Annotated in this window: 16 protein-coding genes; 4 read left to right on the top strand and 12 right to left on the bottom strand. The window is 61.2% G+C overall.

Annotation, left to right across the window (positions count from 1 at the left end):
* Positions 1-10: 10 nt before the first annotated feature.
* A complete protein-coding gene (locus QFZ88_RS19260; RefSeq protein WP_024924935.1) occupies positions 11-913 on the bottom strand; it encodes a substrate-binding domain-containing protein in 903 nt (300 codons plus the stop codon).
* A 357-nt stretch (positions 914-1,270) separates the two neighbouring features.
* On the opposite strand from QFZ88_RS19260, the gene QFZ88_RS19255 reads away from it, so the two are divergent.
* Positions 1,271-2,302 carry a LacI family DNA-binding transcriptional regulator gene (locus QFZ88_RS19255; RefSeq protein WP_024924936.1) on the top strand — a complete coding sequence of 344 codons (1,032 nt, stop codon included), beginning with the start codon at positions 1,271-1,273 and terminating at the stop codon, positions 2,300-2,302.
* A 30-nt stretch (positions 2,303-2,332) separates the two neighbouring features.
* Here the strand turns inward: QFZ88_RS19255 and QFZ88_RS19250 are convergent, their stop codons facing one another.
* A complete protein-coding gene (locus QFZ88_RS19250) occupies positions 2,333-3,250 on the bottom strand; it encodes a LysR family transcriptional regulator (protein ID WP_024924937.1) in 918 nt (305 codons plus the stop codon).
* A gap of 242 nt (positions 3,251-3,492) precedes the next feature.
* On the opposite strand from QFZ88_RS19250, the gene QFZ88_RS19245 reads away from it, so the two are divergent.
* Positions 3,493-3,852 carry a nuclear transport factor 2 family protein gene (locus QFZ88_RS19245; RefSeq protein ID WP_161773098.1) on the top strand — a complete coding sequence of 120 codons (360 nt, stop codon included), beginning with the start codon at positions 3,493-3,495 and terminating at the stop codon, positions 3,850-3,852.
* Between the two features lie 78 nt (positions 3,853-3,930).
* Complete coding sequence (locus tag QFZ88_RS19240) at positions 3,931-5,277, top strand: aspartate aminotransferase family protein (protein WP_024924939.1); 1,347 nt, start codon at positions 3,931-3,933, stop codon at positions 5,275-5,277.
* Between the two features lie 82 nt (positions 5,278-5,359).
* Here the strand turns inward: QFZ88_RS19240 and QFZ88_RS19235 are convergent, their stop codons facing one another.
* The 10 genes from QFZ88_RS19235 to QFZ88_RS19190 all read right to left on the bottom strand — a co-directional run bounded on the left by QFZ88_RS19235 (position 5,360) and on the right by QFZ88_RS19190 (position 17,469).
* Positions 5,360-5,806 (bottom strand): hypothetical protein, encoded by a 447-nt coding sequence (locus QFZ88_RS19235; protein WP_024924940.1) that lies wholly within the window; start codon positions 5,804-5,806, stop codon positions 5,360-5,362.
* Positions 5,807-5,841: 35 nt separating this feature from the next.
* Positions 5,842-7,650: an ABC transporter ATP-binding protein gene (locus QFZ88_RS19230; protein ID WP_024924941.1), complete on the bottom strand. Its 1,809-nt coding sequence runs from the start codon at positions 7,648-7,650 to the stop codon at positions 5,842-5,844.
* A complete protein-coding gene (locus QFZ88_RS19225; protein WP_024924942.1) occupies positions 7,647-8,513 on the bottom strand; it encodes an ABC transporter permease in 867 nt (288 codons plus the stop codon). Before QFZ88_RS19225 ends, QFZ88_RS19230 begins: the two co-directional genes overlap by 4 nt.
* Before the next feature lie 14 nt (positions 8,514-8,527).
* Positions 8,528-9,535, bottom strand: a complete 1,008-nt coding sequence (locus QFZ88_RS19220) for an ABC transporter permease (protein ID WP_081766913.1) — start codon at positions 9,533-9,535, stop codon at positions 8,528-8,530.
* A gap of 28 nt (positions 9,536-9,563) precedes the next feature.
* Entirely contained in the window at positions 9,564-11,060 is a 1,497-nt protein-coding gene (locus tag QFZ88_RS19215; RefSeq protein ID WP_024924944.1) for an ABC transporter substrate-binding protein, read from the bottom strand.
* Positions 11,061-11,346: 286 nt separating this feature from the next.
* A complete protein-coding gene (locus tag QFZ88_RS19210) occupies positions 11,347-12,330 on the bottom strand; it encodes a helix-turn-helix domain-containing protein (protein WP_024924945.1) in 984 nt (327 codons plus the stop codon).
* 635 nt (positions 12,331-12,965) lie between these two features.
* Positions 12,966-13,745 (bottom strand): SDR family oxidoreductase, encoded by a 780-nt coding sequence (locus QFZ88_RS19205; RefSeq protein WP_024924946.1) that lies wholly within the window; start codon positions 13,743-13,745, stop codon positions 12,966-12,968.
* 194 nt (positions 13,746-13,939) lie between these two features.
* On the bottom strand, positions 13,940-14,890 hold the full coding sequence (gene araH / locus QFZ88_RS19200) for an L-arabinose ABC transporter permease AraH (protein ID WP_024924947.1): 951 nt from the start codon (positions 14,888-14,890) through the stop codon (positions 13,940-13,942).
* Positions 14,891-14,901: 11 nt separating this feature from the next.
* Positions 14,902-16,413, bottom strand: coding sequence for an L-arabinose ABC transporter ATP-binding protein AraG (gene araG, locus QFZ88_RS19195; RefSeq protein ID WP_024924948.1), 1,512 nt, complete (start codon positions 16,411-16,413; stop codon positions 14,902-14,904).
* A gap of 63 nt (positions 16,414-16,476) precedes the next feature.
* A complete protein-coding gene (locus QFZ88_RS19190) occupies positions 16,477-17,469 on the bottom strand; it encodes an arabinose ABC transporter substrate-binding protein (RefSeq protein WP_024924949.1) in 993 nt (330 codons plus the stop codon).
* A gap of 188 nt (positions 17,470-17,657) precedes the next feature.
* On the opposite strand from QFZ88_RS19190, the gene QFZ88_RS19185 reads away from it, so the two are divergent.
* On the top strand, positions 17,658-18,407 hold the full coding sequence (locus QFZ88_RS19185; RefSeq protein WP_024924950.1) for a FadR/GntR family transcriptional regulator: 750 nt from the start codon (positions 17,658-17,660) through the stop codon (positions 18,405-18,407).

Raw genomic sequence — 18,407 nt, 5'->3', positions numbered from 1 at the left:
CCAGTTGGGCTTACTTGGTCTCGCCGTCCTTGGTGACGACGCCCGGAACGATCGGCTGCTTGGCCGCGACTGTCTCGCCCTTGATGACCTTGGCCGCGGTCTCCACCGCAACCTTGCCCATCTCGCCCGGATACTGGGCGATGACGCCCACCATCACCGGGTCGTTCTTGACCGCGTTGCGGGCTTCTTCCATGCCGTCGAAGCCGATCACCTTGACCTGGGCGTCGAGCTTGGCGGCCTTGACCGCAGCGGCGGCGGCAAGTGCCGCGTCGTCGCCGAAGCCGAAGATGCCGACGATGTCGGGATTGGCCTGCAGGATGTTCTGCGCGGCGGCCAGCGCCTCGGGGCGGGTGATGCCCGGCTGGATCGCGACGATCTTGACGTCCGGATGCTTTTCCAGGCCCTTCTTGAAGCCTTCGACGCGGTCGACCACCGACTGCACCGTCGGATAATCGATGACCGCGACGTTGCCCTTGCCGCCGATCGACTTGGCCATCAGCTCGGCCGCCTTTTCGCCGCCGGCGAAATTGTCGGTGCCGACGAAGGAGGTGACGTCGACGCCGTTCGCCGGGATGTCGACGGTGATGACCTTGATGCCGGCCTTTTCGGCCTTGGCAATGGCGGCCTTCACGCCCTTCGAATCCACCGGCGAGATGATGATGACGCTCACACCCTTGGTGATGAAGTCCTCGACATCGGCGAGTTGCTTGGAGAGATCCTGGTTGGCGATGGCGATTTCGAGCGGCACCTTCTCGGCCTCGGCCTCCTTCTTCATCGCGTCAGCGAGCGAAATGTAGAAGGGATGCTGCTGGGTCAGCAGTGATGCGCCGATGCCTTCGGCCGAAGCGACGCCCGCCATCATGGCAAGGGCCGCGCCCGACAGAAGAATGCGGCCAAGCGTTTTGCGAAACATGAGTTCCTCCATGGGCCGGCGCCGGCCAGCCGGTTGATGATTAGAACGCGAACGAAGCGTCTCCCGCCCTTGCGGACCATCGTCGGCCGCTACCTCCGGGGCAGGAACTTCAGCCCGGAAACCGAGCCGCCATTCAGATGCCGCATTATCTCCTACGTGTCAATTTATTTTTTTACACGTGATAAAATCTGACTCAGTCGAATAATCCTTGAACTACAGCATCTATCGCGGCGTCTCTAACAGGAGAGCATCGTTTTCGGACCTGCGGCGGCTTGCCTCGGTCAAAAAATAAATTTACGCATGGAAACAAATCGATTTATCCCGTTCGCGGCGTGCCCGCAGGCCAGGAAGCCGAGCATGAACGAGCAAAAGATCCGGACCATGGAGGAGTTCGCGGCGGCAACCGGCCTGTCGCGTCCGACGGTCTCGAAATATTTCGACAACCCCGACAACGTGAAACCGTCCACCCGGGCGCGCATCGAAAAAGCGCTCAAGGACTATGACTACCGGCCCAACATCTTCGCGGTCAGCCTCAACCGCAAGCAGCCGAAGAATATCGGCGTGATCGTGCCCCACATCTCCGACCCCTTCTATGCCGAGGTCGTCCGCCAGATCGAAATGCGCTGCCTCGCCGAGGGCTATTGGGCGATCGTTCTTTCCTCGCATGGCGAACGCAAGCTAGAAGCCCGCGCGATGCGCACCTTGATGTCGCTGAACATTGCGGGGGTGCTGATGGCGCCGCTGGGGTTCGAGACCGACGCCACTTTGCTGGCCAGCCTCGTCAGCACAATGCCGATCATCTTCCTCGACAATCGGGTCAACACCGACCAGTCCTTCGTGGGCACGGATAACCGGCAAAGCATCGGCATGATCACCGAATATCTGTGCCGCACCGGCGAGCACCCTTGCTTCCTCGAAATGCCGGCGGTCAACCAGAACGCGCTGGAGCGCCGCGCGGCCTATATCGCCACCATGGAGCGGCTCGGTTTCGAGCCCATCGTATTGCCGACCTCGGCCAAGGGCTGGGAGTTCGAGGAACTCGGCTACCGCGAAGCTGGCCGCATCCTGGACGGCGGCAGCTTTCCGACCCGGACCGTACTCTGCGCCAATGACCGCCTTGCCTTCGGGGTGATAGCCGCTGCCTTCGAGCGCAAGCTGCCGGTGGGACGGGATGACGGCTGCGAGTTGCGCGTTGCCGGCCATGACGACCACCCGTTAAGCCGCTTCACTTGCCCGCCGCTGACGACGGTGGCGCAGGATTATCAGGGCATCGCCGCAACTGGCGTCGACATGCTGTTCACGCGCATTGCCGGCGGCCCGGAAACGCAGGCCGCCAAACCGGAGATCAAGCGGCTGGAAGCCAAGCTGATCATGCGCGGTTCGGCGTAAAATTCGGCACTCAAGAAAACCCGCATGGACCTAGTTTTCGTTATTCAGATACCGAATCTTACTTCTCATCACATCTAGAAACAGATCCACCTTGCGGGATCTGTGACGCTTCTGCGGAAAGACCGCATAGATGCCGCCATCGGGCAGCGCCCATTCGGGTAGAACCCGCAACAAGCGTCCCGCGGTGACGTCTTCGGCAACCTGGTAGTCCGGGAGAACGGCAAGGCCACCGCCCGCCATGACAGCGGCGCGTACGGCGCTTGTCGTCGATGCCGACAGGCGATGATCGAACCGGATTTTTTGAACCTTCCCGTCGGGATCGGTGAAGGACCAGTTTTCCGCGCGTTCGAGAATGGACAGTTCGACGAACGGCCAGTCCATCAGGTTTTGCGGCCTCTGGATGCGGGCGAGGCGATCGGACCAGGACGGTGGTGCGACCAGCCATTGCGCGAAGGAGCCAAGCAATGTCGCGGTATAGCTGCTGTCGCGCGGCCAGCCCAGGCGGATGGCGACATCGATGCCTTCGCCAACAAGATCGAGGACCCGATCCGAGGCGATCAGATCAACCTTCAAACCGGGAAACTGGTTGACCAACGAAACCAGCACCGGCGTCACGACGGTTGCCCCGAAATCCACTGAAGTCGTCACGCGCAGCAGCCCGCGAATGTCGAGGTTTTCGCGATCAAGAGCGGCGACCGCATCGTCCACCTGGCGCAGTATCGCCGTACAAGCTTCGAAGAATTGCCGCCCGGCGACGGTCAATCCCAGATTGCGGGGATTGCGCAGCAAGAGCGCCGCGCCGACTTCGGCCTCGAGCCGCGACAGATGCGTGCTGATCACGGATTTGGCCAAACCGGTGCGCCTTGCCGCCTCCGACAGAGACCCTGCCTCGATCACCGCAACGAAAATCGAGAGGCGGTTGAGATTGATGTTGCGCAGATCAGCCATCGTTCGCTTTGGTAGAACAATATGTATAAGCCGTCACGGCTTTTGTCTCCAAAGAACCGGACATATTGTTCGATCACAGACAGTCCATTGAGGCGGAGAGATCGGCCCCGAGGCCGACGGCATGTCGATGCGCAGTGTGAACGGCAACGGCATGATGCCGGCTCAATCCGGGCTCTCGCTCAAGGGAACACGACACCCGTCGATGCCCTGCGATGGCCATCGCCAACATGATTGGAGCAACCGTGCAAAACACTTCCCCGAGCGCCGTATTGCAGGCCTATGTCGACGGATCGCGGGACCTGGACTGCACCAAGCTGGTCAAATGTTTCCATCCCAAGGCGATCATGACCGGCATTCTGGTCGATAAGCCGATTGCGGGGACACCGGAACTCTATCTGGCCGACATCGACAGGATGGCCTCGCAAGGCGTGTCCAATGAGGGCTACGAGGCTCGCATCGAGAGCCTGATCGTCAAAGGCTCGGTCGCCAGTGCCACTGTCATCATGTCCGGGCTGGCGGGCCTGAACTTCAACGACTTCATGCACCTTGTCGAAGAAGACGGCCATTGGAGCATCATCTCCAAACTCTTCACCACCGTTTGACCCGCCGGTCGTGGCAAGCGCGGCAGCATGCCTGTCGACCGGCCAACAGCGCGGTTTTCACTATCTCAGGAAGCAGACATGACCTCCACGAACGGCGCCGCGACGGATTGGGCAAAGCGAGACGCCCGCGTCGTCCAACATCCGCATGGCAATCCACAAGATCCCGAACGCCTGGTTCTGGTTCGGGGCAAGGGATCGACGCTTTGGGATGCGGAAGGGCGGGAATATATCGATGCCCACGCCGGTGCGTGGCTGACGCAAGTCGGACACGGACGAGAGGAATTGGCGAAAGTGGCAGCCGAGCAGATGTCGACGCTCGCCCATTTCACCATCATGGCCGATTTCGCCAACACTCCGACGATCGAATTCTGCGAAAGGCTTGTCGAGCGCGCGCCCAGGAACATCGCGAAAGTCCGTCTGATGAGCAGCGGCTCGGAAGCCGACGACGAGGCGTTGCAGCTTGTGCGGCTCTATCATCACCGGCGCGGCCAGCCGCAACGAACCAAGGTGCTGGTGCTGCGCGGCTCGTTCCACGGCCGCACCTATGGCGGGGCCGAGCTTGCAGGAGGGCGGCCGGGAATCGGTGATGTTCCCGACAATGCAATCACGCTGACGCCGCCATGGCCGTATCACACCGAGCTTTTCGGCGGCGAGAACCTGACCGATTTCTGCGTGCGCGAACTTGAAGAGACGATTGCGCGGGTGGGCGCCAAGAACATCGCGGCCATGTTCGGCGAACTGGTGATGGGACCGGCGGGGATGATCCCCGCCCCAGACGACTATTGGCCACGCATGGTCTCGGTGCTGAAGGCGCACGGCATCCTGTTTGTCGCGGACGAGGTGGTGACCGGTTTTGGTCGCGCCGGCGCCTGGTACAGCTCGCTCGACTACAATCTGGCGCCCGATATCATCGTTCTCGCCAAGGGTATCGCCAGCGGCTACATGCCACTCGGAGCGCTGTTGCTTGACGCAAATGTCGCCGATGTCCTCGACGGCGCCGGTGGCGGCGGATCTTATGCGGGCCACCTTGTGGCGGCAGCAGTCGCCTCGGCCAATATCGATATCATCGAGCGGGAGAACCCGCTCGAAGCGTCGAGAGAACGTGGTCGGCAGTTCCTCGACGAGCTTGGCGAGCTGATCAACCTGCCAGTTGTCGGCGACGTGCGCGGCCGCGGCCTGATGGTCGGCGTCGAACTGGTGTCCGACAAGGCGACCCGTGAGCCCCTGTTCGGACGCTTCCCCAGCCTGAGGAAAGACATCGACCGGTTCTTGCGCACGAAACATGGCGTCATCGTCGGCATTCACGGTGGAACGATTGCGCTGACACCGCCGCTGGTTATCACAGCACGGGAAGTAAGCCATGTCGTCGACGCAGTGGGAGATGCCCTGGCGAGGGTCAATATCCACACCGGCCGAATTGACTGAGGCGCGACCGGAACTCACCTTCCCTTAAAATCGGAAGCCGCCGGCGGATAACCGCCGGCGGCTTTTCTTTTGCGACCTTGCCTCAGACCTTCGCCTTGTAGGTCGGATCCAGAGACAGAGCGTGGAAGAGGAAGGGGCGCTTCACATAATGGAAGCCGAGCGGGCAGTGCCGGACACCGGCCGGGATATAGATCGAGCCCGATTTGTTGATGATGCGGCGCTCGCCCTCGATGTCGATGTAGAGTTCGGCACCAAGATCCTGTGGGTTGTCAGGATCGTTACCGGTCCAGATCAGGACTTCGTCATAATCGTGCACATGTTCGGAAACCCAGTGCAGGTGGCGGTCGAACGGCGTGATCCACACATGGGTCATGTGAATCTTCGAACCGGGCTGTACCAGCGTGCCGACCAATTCGAACCCACCTGTGTTCGGCGGATTTTCCAGGTCAGCCAGCGCGCCCTCGGCGGTAAAATCCACCTGCAGCAATGGCAGCGTGTCGTTGAGCAGACCGTCAAAATGGCTCGTCATCATCTTCTCCTCTTGATGAACGGAAGTTCTGGAATTCACCGCGAACCGGTCGCGGACTGCCTCGGCGCGATAGCCGGCATGTCGAAACCGGTTGCGTCGGTGGGCAGTTGCAACGTGTTGGCGAGCAACGATTGTGTGTAGGGATGGCTCGGAGCGCTGAGTACCGCGCGAGCCTCGCCCTGTTCGACGACCCGTCCGGCGCTGAGCACCGCGACCGTGTCCGCGATGTTGCGCACCACGGCGAGGTCATGCGTGACAAAGAGCATGCCGAGACCGTCGGCGAGCAGGCTGCGCAGCAATTCGATCACTGAGGCCTGCACCGAGACGTCGAGCGACGACGTCACCTCGTCGCACAGCAGCACGGCCGGCTTGGCGACCAGGGCGCGGGCGATGGCGACACGCTGGCGCTGGCCGCCGGACAGTTCAGCCGGATAGCGCGTGGCAAGGTCGGGCGAGATGCCCACTCTTTCAAGCGCCTCGGCGATGATGGCGTCGGAGCGGCCGCCGCCGGCTTCCGGCCTGTTGGCCAGCGCCGCAACCAGGCTGGCCCCGATCGTGCGTCGGGGATTGAGCGAGGCGTTGGGATTCTGGAAGATGTATTGCAGTCGCTGGCGAGCATTCTGATCGCGCTCACCGACAGTCAGCGGCATGGGCTTGCCGTCGAGGCTGAGTTGACCGGTGACGTTGTTGTGCAGTCCGATCAGGCATCGCGACAAGGTCGACTTGCCGCTGCCCGACTCGCCTACCACCGCAAGGCATCGACCCGGCTCCACCTTGAGGCTGACGTCAAACAGGATCTGCCGATGGCCGTAGAAAGCATCGACGCCGTCTGCCTGCAGCACGGCCGGCGCGCTGGCCGCCGGCCTGTCGGAACGGTCGATGGCTTCCGAACGCGCCTCGAATACCCGGACCAATTCGGGACGCACGCAGCGCACGAGAGTGCCGCCCACCACCTCCAGCCTTGGCCGGGTGTTGCAGGCTTCGACAGTGTAATCGCAGCGGTCCGAGAAGATGCAGCCACTCGGCGCTTCGCCGACCGCCGGCACGCGCCCGCGGATCGGCCGCAGCAGCTGCCGCGCCTGCAGCGAAGGCACGGCGTCGAGCAAAGCACGCGTATAGGGATGGCGCGGCTTCGCCAGAACCTCCTGCATGCGGCCCTGTTCGACGACCTGGCCACCATACATTACCGTCACATGGTCGGCGACATTGGCAATCACCGCGAGGTCATGGCTGACATAGATCGCGGTCAGATTATCCGAGACGCAGAGCTGGCGGATCAGATCCAGCACCTTGGCGCGGGTCGAGACATCGAGCCCGGTCGTCGGCTCGTCGAGAATGATCAGCTTGGGCTTCGCGATCACCGCCATGGCGATTGCGATGCGCTGTTGCTGCCCGCCAGAAAGCTGGCGCGGACGGCGATGCAGGAAGGCCTCGTCGTCAGGCAAGCCGACCTTGCGCAGGATTTCGCGCGCGCGGGCGATTTTCTCTGCCTTGCTGCCGGCGAGCCCCTCGGTCAGCAAGGTGCCAAGCGACAGCATCGGGTTCAGGGCGGCACCGGGGTCCTGAGCGACATAGGCCACAACTTCGCGCCGTGCTTTCCGCAGACCGGCCGTATCAAGTTCGAGCATGTCGGTGCCGGCCACGCGAACCGCGCCGCCCGCGATCCGCACACCGCGCCGCGCATAGGCAAGCAGCGCCAGCGCCAGCGTCGACTTGCCCGATCCGGACTCGCCGACAATGCCCATCACCTCGCCCTTATCGAGGCTCAGCGAGACATCCTCGATGATTGGGGCGCCGTCCGCGCGTTCGACGGTGAGCCCCGTGGCCTTCAACACCGTCATCATGCCTTGCCTTCCGTCCGCGCCATCACGCGCGCCGCGCCTTCAGCGATCAGACCACCACCGATTGTGTAGAGGATGATCATCGCGATCGGCGCCAACACAGCAAAAGGCTGAGTGCCGAGGCCGGTGCCGTTTTCGCTCACCATCAGCCCCCAGTCGGCGGCCGGTGGCTGGATGCCGTAGCCGATGAAACTCATCGACGAGAGAATGCCGACCGACCAGCTCAATCGCAGGCCCAGTTCAACCAGCAGCGGGGAAGAGACATTGGGCAGAAGTTCGCGCAGGATGATGACCGGTCCGGGCGTGCCGACGGCCTTCGCCCACAGCACATATTCCCGGTCGAGAAGCGGCAGGGCCGCACCGCGGATCACACGGGCAACGCCCGGCATCAAGGTGAGAACGACAAGGCCGACCAGGAGAACAGGCCGCGGCCCGAACACCGAAACGCACAGCAGCGTCAGGAGAACGCCGGGGAAAGCGAGCAGGACATCAAGCGACCGCTTCAGGACGAGATCTGTCCAGCCGCGATAATAGGCGGTCACCAGGGCAATGGCAGCGCCGGTCACGACACTGAGAAGGGCTGAAACCGGTGCCATCCAGGCGAGATAGACCCCGCCCGCAAGCACGCGGGACAGAACATCGCGTCCGAGATTATCGGTGCCCAGCCAGGCTACCGCCGATGGCGCGGCATAAGGTTTGCCCACGGGTGCGGCGGGATCATAGGGAGCCAGGAACGGGCCAATGACGACCAGCGCGGTCATGGCGACCAGCAGAATGACGCCCCAGCGAACTTGCGCGGACGCCCAAAGCCGCCACCAGCCACTGGCGGCGCGCGGGCGAACCCGCCGATGTGTCGTCAGGGTCATTTCTACGCCGGTGCTCACGCCTTGGACCGCCCTTGCGCGCCCGAAGCCTCATCGCGTTGGGCAAGCGAGTCTGCGATGAGGTTGAAGATGAAATAGGCAGAGGCGATCACCAGCACATTGGCCTGGATGACCGGCAGGTCGCGGTTGGTGACGGCATCGACAAGAGCGCTGCCGACACCGGGATAGGCGAACAGATATTCCACCACGACCACTCCGCCGACAGTGAATGCCGCCACGAGGCTGGCCGCCGGGATGATCGGGGCCACCGCGTTCGGAAGAGCGTGCCGGAACAGGACCCGGCTCGGCGACAGGCCTTTCAGCTCGGCGGTCTGGATGTATTCGGTTGCCATCACGTCGATGACCGCCACCCGCACCAGCCGGGCGAGATACATCACGCCGGGGATGATCACGGTCGTGGCCGGCAGCACCAGCGCGTCGGGATAGGAAAAAGGCGAGTCTCCCGGCGGGATGAACGAAACCGCCGGCAGCACATGCAGGACCGTCGTTGCGAAGAGCGCGACCAACACCGTCCCGGTGACGAAGTCGGGCACGGCATTGGCGACCATCGACATGCCGAGAAAGACCTTGTCGACGAGCCCGTCGCGAAACTGGGCGGCAATCACGCCGACAAGCAGGGAGAGCGGCAGCATGACCGCGAGCGCCACTCCGCTCAGCGTCGCGGAATTGCGAACCCCCAGCGCAAGCAGATCCGCCACCGGCTGCCCATTGGACAGCGAGGTTCCCCAGTCGCCATGCAAAATGCCGCCCAGCCAGGTGAGGTATTGCCACCACAGCGGCTGATCGAGACCAAGCTGGGCACGCAGCGAAACCAACTGCTCCTGCGTCGCGCTTTGGCCGAGGATCATGTTGGCGACATCGCCGGGCAAGGCCCTGGCCGCCAGGAAGATCAACAACGACACGGCGAGCAGGGTCAGCGTCCCTTGCAACAGCCTCACAAGGAACGGCTGCAGCCAGGCGAAGACTCCAATCGCCGCATTGTCATTGTGGTTATCGACCGTCATCGAACACCCTTCCTAGCGACAAGACTGGCTACTTGTTGACGGTGACGCCACCGAACTGGATCGCGGTGCGACCGTAGAGGTCGGGCGTCAGTCCGTTCACCGTATCGCGGTAGACAGTGATGTTTTCGGGATAGGCGGCGACGATGTGGCCGCTGCGCTTGTATTCGATCGCCTGCAACTGGGTGATCAGCTTGCATTGCTCCGCCAGATCGCCGGTGCTCTGCAGCTTCTTGGCGAGATCGTTGTATTCCGCATCGTTGAAATGCGTTGCGTTCTCACCCTGCTCCGGCAGCAGCGCTGCGAGCGTGGCCGTTTCATAAGGCCCGCTGGTCAGGCTGATCAGAAACGGCCATTCCCTCCAGCGGTTGAGGAAGGAAGCGGGATCAAGCCGGCGAACCTTGATGGTGATGCCTGCTTGCGCGGCCTGCTGCGCGAAGAGTTGCGCCATTTCCATCATGCCGGCGAAGGCACCGTCGGTCACCAGTTCGAGCTTGAGGTTGCTTTTCCCGGCCTCGGCCAGCAATTGCTTTGCCTTGGCGATGTCCTGCACGCGTTGCGGCTCGGCTGGTGCTGGGCAGGCCGTGTTGTTGCCCAGATAGTCGTTGGCGATCATGCCAAAGCCACCGAACGCATTGTCGACGATCTGCTGGCGGTCGACCACCAGCTTGAGCGCTTCCAGAACCTTTTGGTCGTTGAATGGCGGTGTATCCACCCGCACGGCTATCATTGGATAGGTTGTCGTGCCGCTGACCACGGTTTTCAGCTTTGGGTCCTTGGTCAACGCCGGAACGTCCGTGTACGGCACTGAATAGGCAACGTCGATCTGTCCGCCGCGCAACGCATTGGTGACCGCCTGTTGGTCCCTGAACCCGATGATGCGGAGCTTGTCGAAGCCGGGCTTTTCGCCCCAATAATCGTCGAAACGGGTCAGGCGCGCTTCCTGGCCCGGGGTGAAGGAATCGAGCTTGAACGGGCCCGTGCCGACCACCGATCCGTCGTCGGCAATGGCGCGCATCCTGAAATCATTGTCCGCGAAGGCATTGGCAAAAAGACCGAAGGGACGCTTGAGCGTGAATTCCATCGTCAGGTCGTCGACCTTGCGTATCTTGGCGGGATCGACGAAATCGATCTGGCTCGAGACGACGAAATTGTTCGCCGGGTCCATCATGTATTTGATGCTGGCGATCACGTCGGCGGCGGTGAACGGCTTACCGTCATGGCGCTTGACGTTCGGACGAAGTTTGACGGTCCAGGCGTCCAGGGTGGCGTTGGGTGTCATGGACTCGGCGAGTTCCATCACCACCGCGCCCTTGGAATCATACGCCGTCAGCCCGTCATAAAGTTGGTTGTACAGCGAGCCGGCAGATGCCGAGCTGGTCGGCGTATAGGGCTGCACCATGTCCTTGCTGTTGCCGATGACGCCAAGCACCAGCTCTTGCGCACGCGCAAGAGTGTGGGTCGTCAGGGCCGTCGTGGCAGTCAGCAGAGCGACCGCGATAGCGCGGCTGAATTTCACCGGAACCATATGTTTCGTTCTCCTCCAGATGTGCGGTCCGCGCCCCTGCCCCGATCTTGGGACGGGTTCTTTTTGCAACCGCGTCGGCACAAACCAACACGTCCCGCCAAGACCTGTCTTGGAGCGAAACGAAACCCGGACGGACTTGAACGTAAAATTGAGGTGGAGGTTTTGGCCGAGCGAAGGCTCTCAGCGCTATCGTCCCTGGCTGCGGAGCCCCGGTCGAGAAATGCCTACTTATGCGGCTTCAGCAATGGCTCTCGATGTCGAAAAAGAGCACGGCGGAGGCCAGGAGCTAGTGCATCTTTCCTCGCGATACCGGCCTCAAGAGGTCACTCGGCGCGCAGGCAAACAATTCTTTGAAACAGCGGTTGAAATAGGACAGGTCGTTGAAGCCAACGGAATAGGCGACATCCGCTATGGTCTGTGTGCCGGGCTGGAATTGGAGCTGCCTGATCTTCTCGCGCGCGAAACGCAAGCGCTTGTCGCGAATGAAGGTGGTGCAAGTCATGCCGAGATCCTGAAAATGCAATTGCAGGATCCGCATCGAAACGCCCATGCGCTTTGCCAGCCATTGCGCGGAAAGACGAGGATTTGTCAGATGCTGATCGATCAGAACATCGACCAGTCGCAGTCGCCGGGATGCCAGGTCGCTGAGCGATTCGAACGAAAGTACGCCTTCCACGTCGGACACAAAGGCCTGACGGGTCGCGTCGAGCATCAATTGGCGCAGGTTCGCAGCGTGAGCATCGTTCTCGGCCGTTGCGAGAACTTTGGCCACAAGAGCCCGCAGCGTGACGGCCATCGGATCGGCCGCATCCAGCGTGCGCGCTATATCGAGCTTGTCGCCACCGTGGAAATAGATGAGTTGCCTGGGCAGGTTGAGAGATAGATGGTTGCTGAACTTGCCGCCGAAATGGAATGTCGTCGGCTTGGTGGAATCGACCAGAATGCAGTCGCCCACATTCAGTGCGCTTTGCCGGCCGCCGTGCTCCACACCGCACCCACCTTCGAGTTGCACAAGCAGGAAAAGCTGTTCGATGGCATCGCGCCGAACATCGTCCCAGTCATGATCGACGCGGTCGAGATCGTTGGAGATGTGCGAAAATTCCATGCCGCAGGCATTGATGCGGCGGGCCTCGCCACGAATGTGGAGACTTGTATCCATGGCGCGGGGTCGGAAACTCCCGCAAGTGGAGTGCAGATCGTCGACCCAGCGGCTGAAAGGCGTCCGTATCCGGTCCTTGTGGAGCAATTCCGCAGAGCTCAATAGGTCCAACGCTGCCTCACGCCTTCGCACGACATGTCATTTATCATGTTAAGTAACAGGTTTCGATTTTTGCAACAAGCGCGGCTCTTCGCTCGCACCTGGCACATCCGCACCGCGAGGGATGCAATCGACCGATCAGATTGGCGGAAGGGCTTCGCTAGTCCCGGCGCCGGCTGCCCGATCAACCCTGCTCGCGGCCCCTCGAGCAAAGGGCGCAAAGATACCACTGTGTGTGGACATATCTTTAAGCCAAGCTGCCGGTGATAGCCTGCAGTCGATGGGTTGACGCGAGACGCGCTGAATATCGCTACGATCCGAACTACAACTACCGTTGCGCATGGCTGCAACGATGTACAAGCGGAATATGCTCATACTCCTTCGTGGTAACAAAAAATCTTTACTGCTAATCTTAGTAATAATCGGAACAAATTTCCAAAATTACTGAAATATTTATCAATGTGTACTTAAAAATCACATTAATAAGAAATTACAATCTTACTTCTATAGCGGAAACGCCTTACGCGCTACCGTCGTGAAACGCTAAAATCCTAACGTTCGGATTTCATCACTTACGATCATCCTCAGAACTTTTTAGTTCCGGATTTTTCGACGACCACTTCTTCTCAGGAGTTATCAACCCGCCTTCAAGCCGGATGCTGGAGCATGCTGAGGCCGCCGTCGATGACGAGGCAGGCTGCGTTCATGAACGGACATTCGTCGGAAATCATGAAAACGGCGGCTTTGGCGATTTCGCTTGGTGTGGCTATGCGATTGCCTGGATGCAGAGCGAGCGTCTTTGCCTGCGCCGCCTCCGGATCGGGAAACGAGTTCCAGTAGTCCACCGCCTTCTGCGTCTCGACATAACCCGGTGCCAGCGCATTCACGCGCACACCTTGCGCGGCATATTCCAGCGCCAGCGCCTTGGTCATGCCGAGCAGCGCATGCTTGGCGAGCGGGTAAGGAAAAGTGTGCGGGATGATGGTGAACGCATGTGTCGAGGCGATGTTGAGAATGACGCCGCCGCCGGCCGCTATCATTCCTGGCAGGGCCGCCTTGCAGCAATTCCAGGCCCCTTTCAGATTGACATCGAAACAACGATCCCATTCCGCGCCGCTGGTTTCAAGCGGTGCGTGAAAGACATTAATACCGGCATTGTTGATGACCGCGTTGACGGCTCCGATGGCCACGCAAGCATCGGCCATGGCGGCCTCGATTGCTTGCCCGTCGGTGATATCGACCGTCGCGAAGCCGAATGATCCGCTCGGCGCTTCGAGGGTTTTGGCGGTGCTGGCGAGCAGGTCGCCGTCGCGGTCGACGAGAAAAACGCGCGCGCCTTCCGCCAGACATTGCCTGGCGATGGCTTCGCCTATACCTTGCGCTGCTCCGGTGAGAAAAATGCGCTTGCCTGCCAGCCGCTCACCCATCATGTCCATCTCAGTTCTTGATCGTCATCGTGAGGCCGCCTGTAGAGCAGGCAGACCATCGGTAACAGTAAGGCCTGCCACTCGTAGAAAGCGCCTTTGTGTTGGCAAAGCTTATCCGACGGAAGCCCCTCCGCGCGGACTTGTGCCGACTTCGCCACCCTGTTGTGTCGCAGAAGCCTGTCTGCCATGGATGTTTAACGGCGGCCGAGGGCGGATGAACGCAGATTGTCGAGCAGTACCGCGATGAGCAGGATCACGCCGCGGACGATATATTGGTAGAAGGCCGGAATGTTGAGCAGGTTCATGACGTTCTCGGCGATGCCCATTATGAGTACGCCAACGATCACGCCCGACATGGTGGCGCGGCCGCCGTCCAGTGAAACGCCCCCCAGCACGCACGCGGAGATCACCGAGAGTTCCAGTCCGACCGCAGCGTTGGGCTGCCCCGAGGTGATGCGGGAGGCCAGCAATATGCCGGCCACCGCGCAGGTGAGGCCCTGAAGGGCGAAAATCCAGATGCGCGTCATGTCAACATTGACGCCCGCAAGCCTCGACGCCTCGGGGTTGCCGCCGACGGCCAGCGTATTCTTGCCGAAAACGGTGCGATTGAGCCCGAAGCCGAAAGCGACAAACAGCAGGATCAACACCCAGATTGGCGTCGGCACACCCAGGAGTTTCGATAAGGCAAGCTGGTAGAAATTGGGATCGTTGATGCCCACCGCGCGCCCGTCCGATGCGATGAGCGCCAGGCCGCGCACAATCTGCATGGTGGCGAGCGTGGTGATCAGCGCGTTGATGCGAAACTTGGCGATGACCACGCCGTTGGCGGCGCCGACGACGGCGCCGCAGGCCAAGGCGGCCAGGAGCCCGAGCAGGATCGATCCCGTCGCATTGGAGGCCATGACCGCGACCATGCCGGCAAACGCCACGTTGGAACCGACCGACAGGTCGAAATCCCGCGCCGCCAGACAGAACATCATGGTGCAGGCGACGATGCCGACCGTGACCACCGATTGCAGCAGGCCAAGCATGTTGCGCTCGGTCAGAAAGTTCGGGACGAGCAGCGAAACCAGCGCGAAGGCAAGCACGAAGATGACCACCAGACCCTGTTCGCCGAGGAGGACTTTCTTGAGCGATGTATGCATGAACAAGCTCCTCAGGATGCGATTGCCGCCGGAACGCTCTTGTCCGGCAAGGCGGCGGCCAGGATTTCGCGTTCGTTGAAACGGTCGCGTGTCAATTCCGCCCGGATGCGCCCTTCGCACATGACGTGGATGCGGTCGCAGATGCCCATGACCTCGGGCAGTTCGCTGGAGATGACGACGATCGCCATGCCGCTTTCGGCAAGCTGGTACAGGATTTCGTAGATCTCGGATTTCGCGCCGACATCGATGCCGCGGGTCGGCTCATCGACGATCAGGGTGCCGATGCCCTGCTCGGCTAGCCAGCGCGCCAGGATGACCTTCTGCTGGTTGCCGCCGGACAGGTTGACAACATCCTGCTTACGCGAAGGCGTGCGGATCTTGAGCTTGCGGATGAAGGTTTCCGCCGTGTCCGCTTCCTGTTTCCGGTCGAGCAGCCCGAGGCGTGCATTGTGCCGACGCGAGGAGATGTTGATGTTTTCCTCGATCGAGCGACCCTGGATGATGCCGTCATACTTCCGGTCTTCCGAACACAGTACGACGCCGGAGCGTATGGCGTGATGCGGATCGGAAGCCGCGACAGCCTTGCCATCGACATGCACCGTGCCTGCCCAGCGTGGGTCGGCGCCGAATACCAGCCGCATCAATTCGGATCGACCGGCGCCGATCAGGCCGAAGAAGCCCAGTATCTCACCGGCACGCGCCTCGAAGCCTGCCGGCAGGCGCAGCTTGTCGCCGGCGACGCCTTCGACTTTCAGGCGCACTTCGCCGGCCGGTCGGCCGCGCCAGCCCCAGACGTTGGAAATTTCGCGCCCGACCATTTCAGCCACGACCTGATCGCGCGTAACACCCGCCAGATGCGGGTGATGGGCCGCAAGCTTGCCGTCGCGCAGCACCGTCAGGCTGTCGCAAAGGCGAAAGACCTCGTCCATGCGATGGGAGATGTAGAGGATGACTTTGCCCTCGGCCCGAAGCCGGTCGATCAGCGAGAAGAGGATTTCGCTCTCGCGGGACGAAAGCGAGGATGTCGGCTCGTCCAGCGCGATGACACGCGCGTCGAGCATCATCGCCTTGGCGATCTCCACCATCTGCCGTTCGCCGATGGAGAGTGTCTTGATCTTGCGCCCGGGGTCGATATCGATGCCGGCCGCCTTCAGTTTGTCGCCGACATCGGCGAACATCCGCCTGGCCTGAATGACGCCGCCATTGCTGGGGAAGCGGCCCAGCCGCAGGTTTTCAGCGACGGTCAATTCGGGAACCAGTTGCAGTTCCTGATGGATGACGATGACGCCGGCATGAAAGGCGTCGCGCGTCGAATGATAATGCTGAGCGCGATCGTCGATCCTGATTTCTCCGGAATCGGCGTTCTGATCGCCGGAAAGAATGCGGATCAGCGTCGACTTTCCGGCCCCATTCTCTCCCATGAGGCCATGCACGGCGCCCTTCTCGACACCGAAGGATACGCCGGACAGCGCCCGTACGCCGGGATAGGATTTGGAAATTTCGGAGAATTCGAGAAAGGACATCGGCAAGCCCCTGAGAGGGGCGGCGGGCGAAAACCCGCCGCCATTCCACCTGTTTACTCGAACCTATTCGAGACCGAGGTCCTTGCGAACTTTCTGGTAGTCGTCGCGCTTGGCAAGGGAGCCTGATGTCAGGATCAGCTTTTCCGGCTCCTTGTTGTCGGCGATCCAGCCATACATGTTGAGCGACGTCTCGTAGCCATGGCGTTTGGGCGAGATGATGACGCTGCCGACGAAGCCGGTAGGCTGCGGCTTCTTGAATTCGTTGATCGCCGAATCCGCGCCACCGATGCCGACGCCGATCATGTTGGTGGCCGGAATGCCGACGCTCTCCGAGGCACGAACCGCACCGAGCGCAGCTTCGTCGTTGAGGCCGAAGGCAACCCATTTCTTGATATTCGGATGGGCGTTAAGCACGACGGTCGCGGCATTCAGCGCAGCTTCCGTGTCGGTCTTGGCCTGCGGTGCGTCGAAGATGTTCGAAGCCTTGAAGCCGTTCTTCTTGAGGACCGAGATCGCGCCTTCGACACGGTCCACTGCGGTCGGCAGCTGGTCGTAGGAAACGCGGATCGCGCCGACCTCGTCGGCATTCCAGCCGCGCGCCTTCATCTCGTCGACGATCGCCTGCCCTACGGCCTCGCCGATCTTGGTGGCGGAAATGCCCATATGCGGAACGTCTTCCAGCGGCTTGCCGTCGGCGCCGACCAGTCGATCGTCGACCGTCATCAGCTTGAGATTGTTCGCCGCAGCCTTGGCGACGATACCCGGGCCGAGCTTGACGTCGGGTGTGCAGACCACAAAACCCTGAACGCCCTGGGCGCCCAGATTGTCGATCGCCGACATGAGTTTCTCGCCGTCTTCGGCCCCGATCTTCACAAGCGTGAAGCCTTTTTCCTTCGCAGCCTGGTCAGCGAACTTCCATTCGTCCTGGAACCAGGGCTCCTCCGGCTGCTTGACAACGAAACCGATCTTCACGTCCGCCGCATAGGCTGATGCGCTCATGACAATGGCAGTCACGGCAAATGCGCTGGCGACGAGCGCCTTCTTCAGAAATCGCATGGTTTCCTCCCAGAACGCGACTTGGGCTGCATGCCCTGGTTGCACCAATATTTGATATCATCATACCAGTCAATTGTCTTGGTATGATAAATGAGATAACAGAATACGAATTAGGAAGATTGCGGTAACCGCTGTCCCCAGTAGTCTCGGCAAGGGAATCACGAGATTGCCCGTGGAGGGAGGAATAAATGGCTGACACCTCGCAGGGACTGCGGGAGAAGGAGCGAAAGGTGCAGCGGCCTCGCGTGATGTCAGACACCACGCAGGCGATCGCGTCCGACATATTTTCGGGCCGCTACCAGCCGGGCACCTTCCTGCCGACCGAAAACGATCTGGGTGCCGAGCATGGCGTCAGCAGAACGGTGATCCGCGAAGCTTTGAAGGTATTGGCAGCCAAGGGACTGGTCCTGAGTCGCCCCAGGGTGGGTACGATCGTCTGCGACGAAGACAACTGGAACATCATCGATTCCCAGGTGCTCGCCTGGCATGCTCCGCATGCGCTGGACGACAAATTGTTCGACGCCATCCTCGAAACTCGGCGTGCGATAGAGCCGCTGGTGGCGGAACTTGCCGCCACACGAGCAACGTTGCGCGAAATCGCCGATCTGGAAACGGCCTGGGAGGGAATGGCCAACGCCGGCGAGGACATCGTCAAGTTCTCGCGATCGGACATCACCTTTCACCAGACCCTCTACCGGGCAAGCCATAATCCGATCTTCCGGCAGATCGGCGGGATGATCGATACGGCGCTGAAGTTTTCATTGGAAGCAACCGCCGTGATCTCGCTCGATCGGCGCGCCGAGGCCGTGAAGGCCCACCAGGAAGTTGTGGAGGCGTTGCGGCTGCGCAACGGCGACGCGGCGAGGAAGGCGGCCAACCATATTCTCGATCTCGCGGCCCGTGACCTGGTGAGCGCCAAGCAAATCAAGAACAGCTGA

Source organism: Mesorhizobium sp. YL-MeA3-2017, assembly GCF_030814575.1.
GTDB classification, from domain to species: Bacteria; Pseudomonadota; Alphaproteobacteria; order Rhizobiales; family Rhizobiaceae; genus Mesorhizobium; species Mesorhizobium terrae.
Note: the sequence above shows the minus strand (reverse complement) of the source record. Positions and strands in the feature narration are given on the sequence as shown.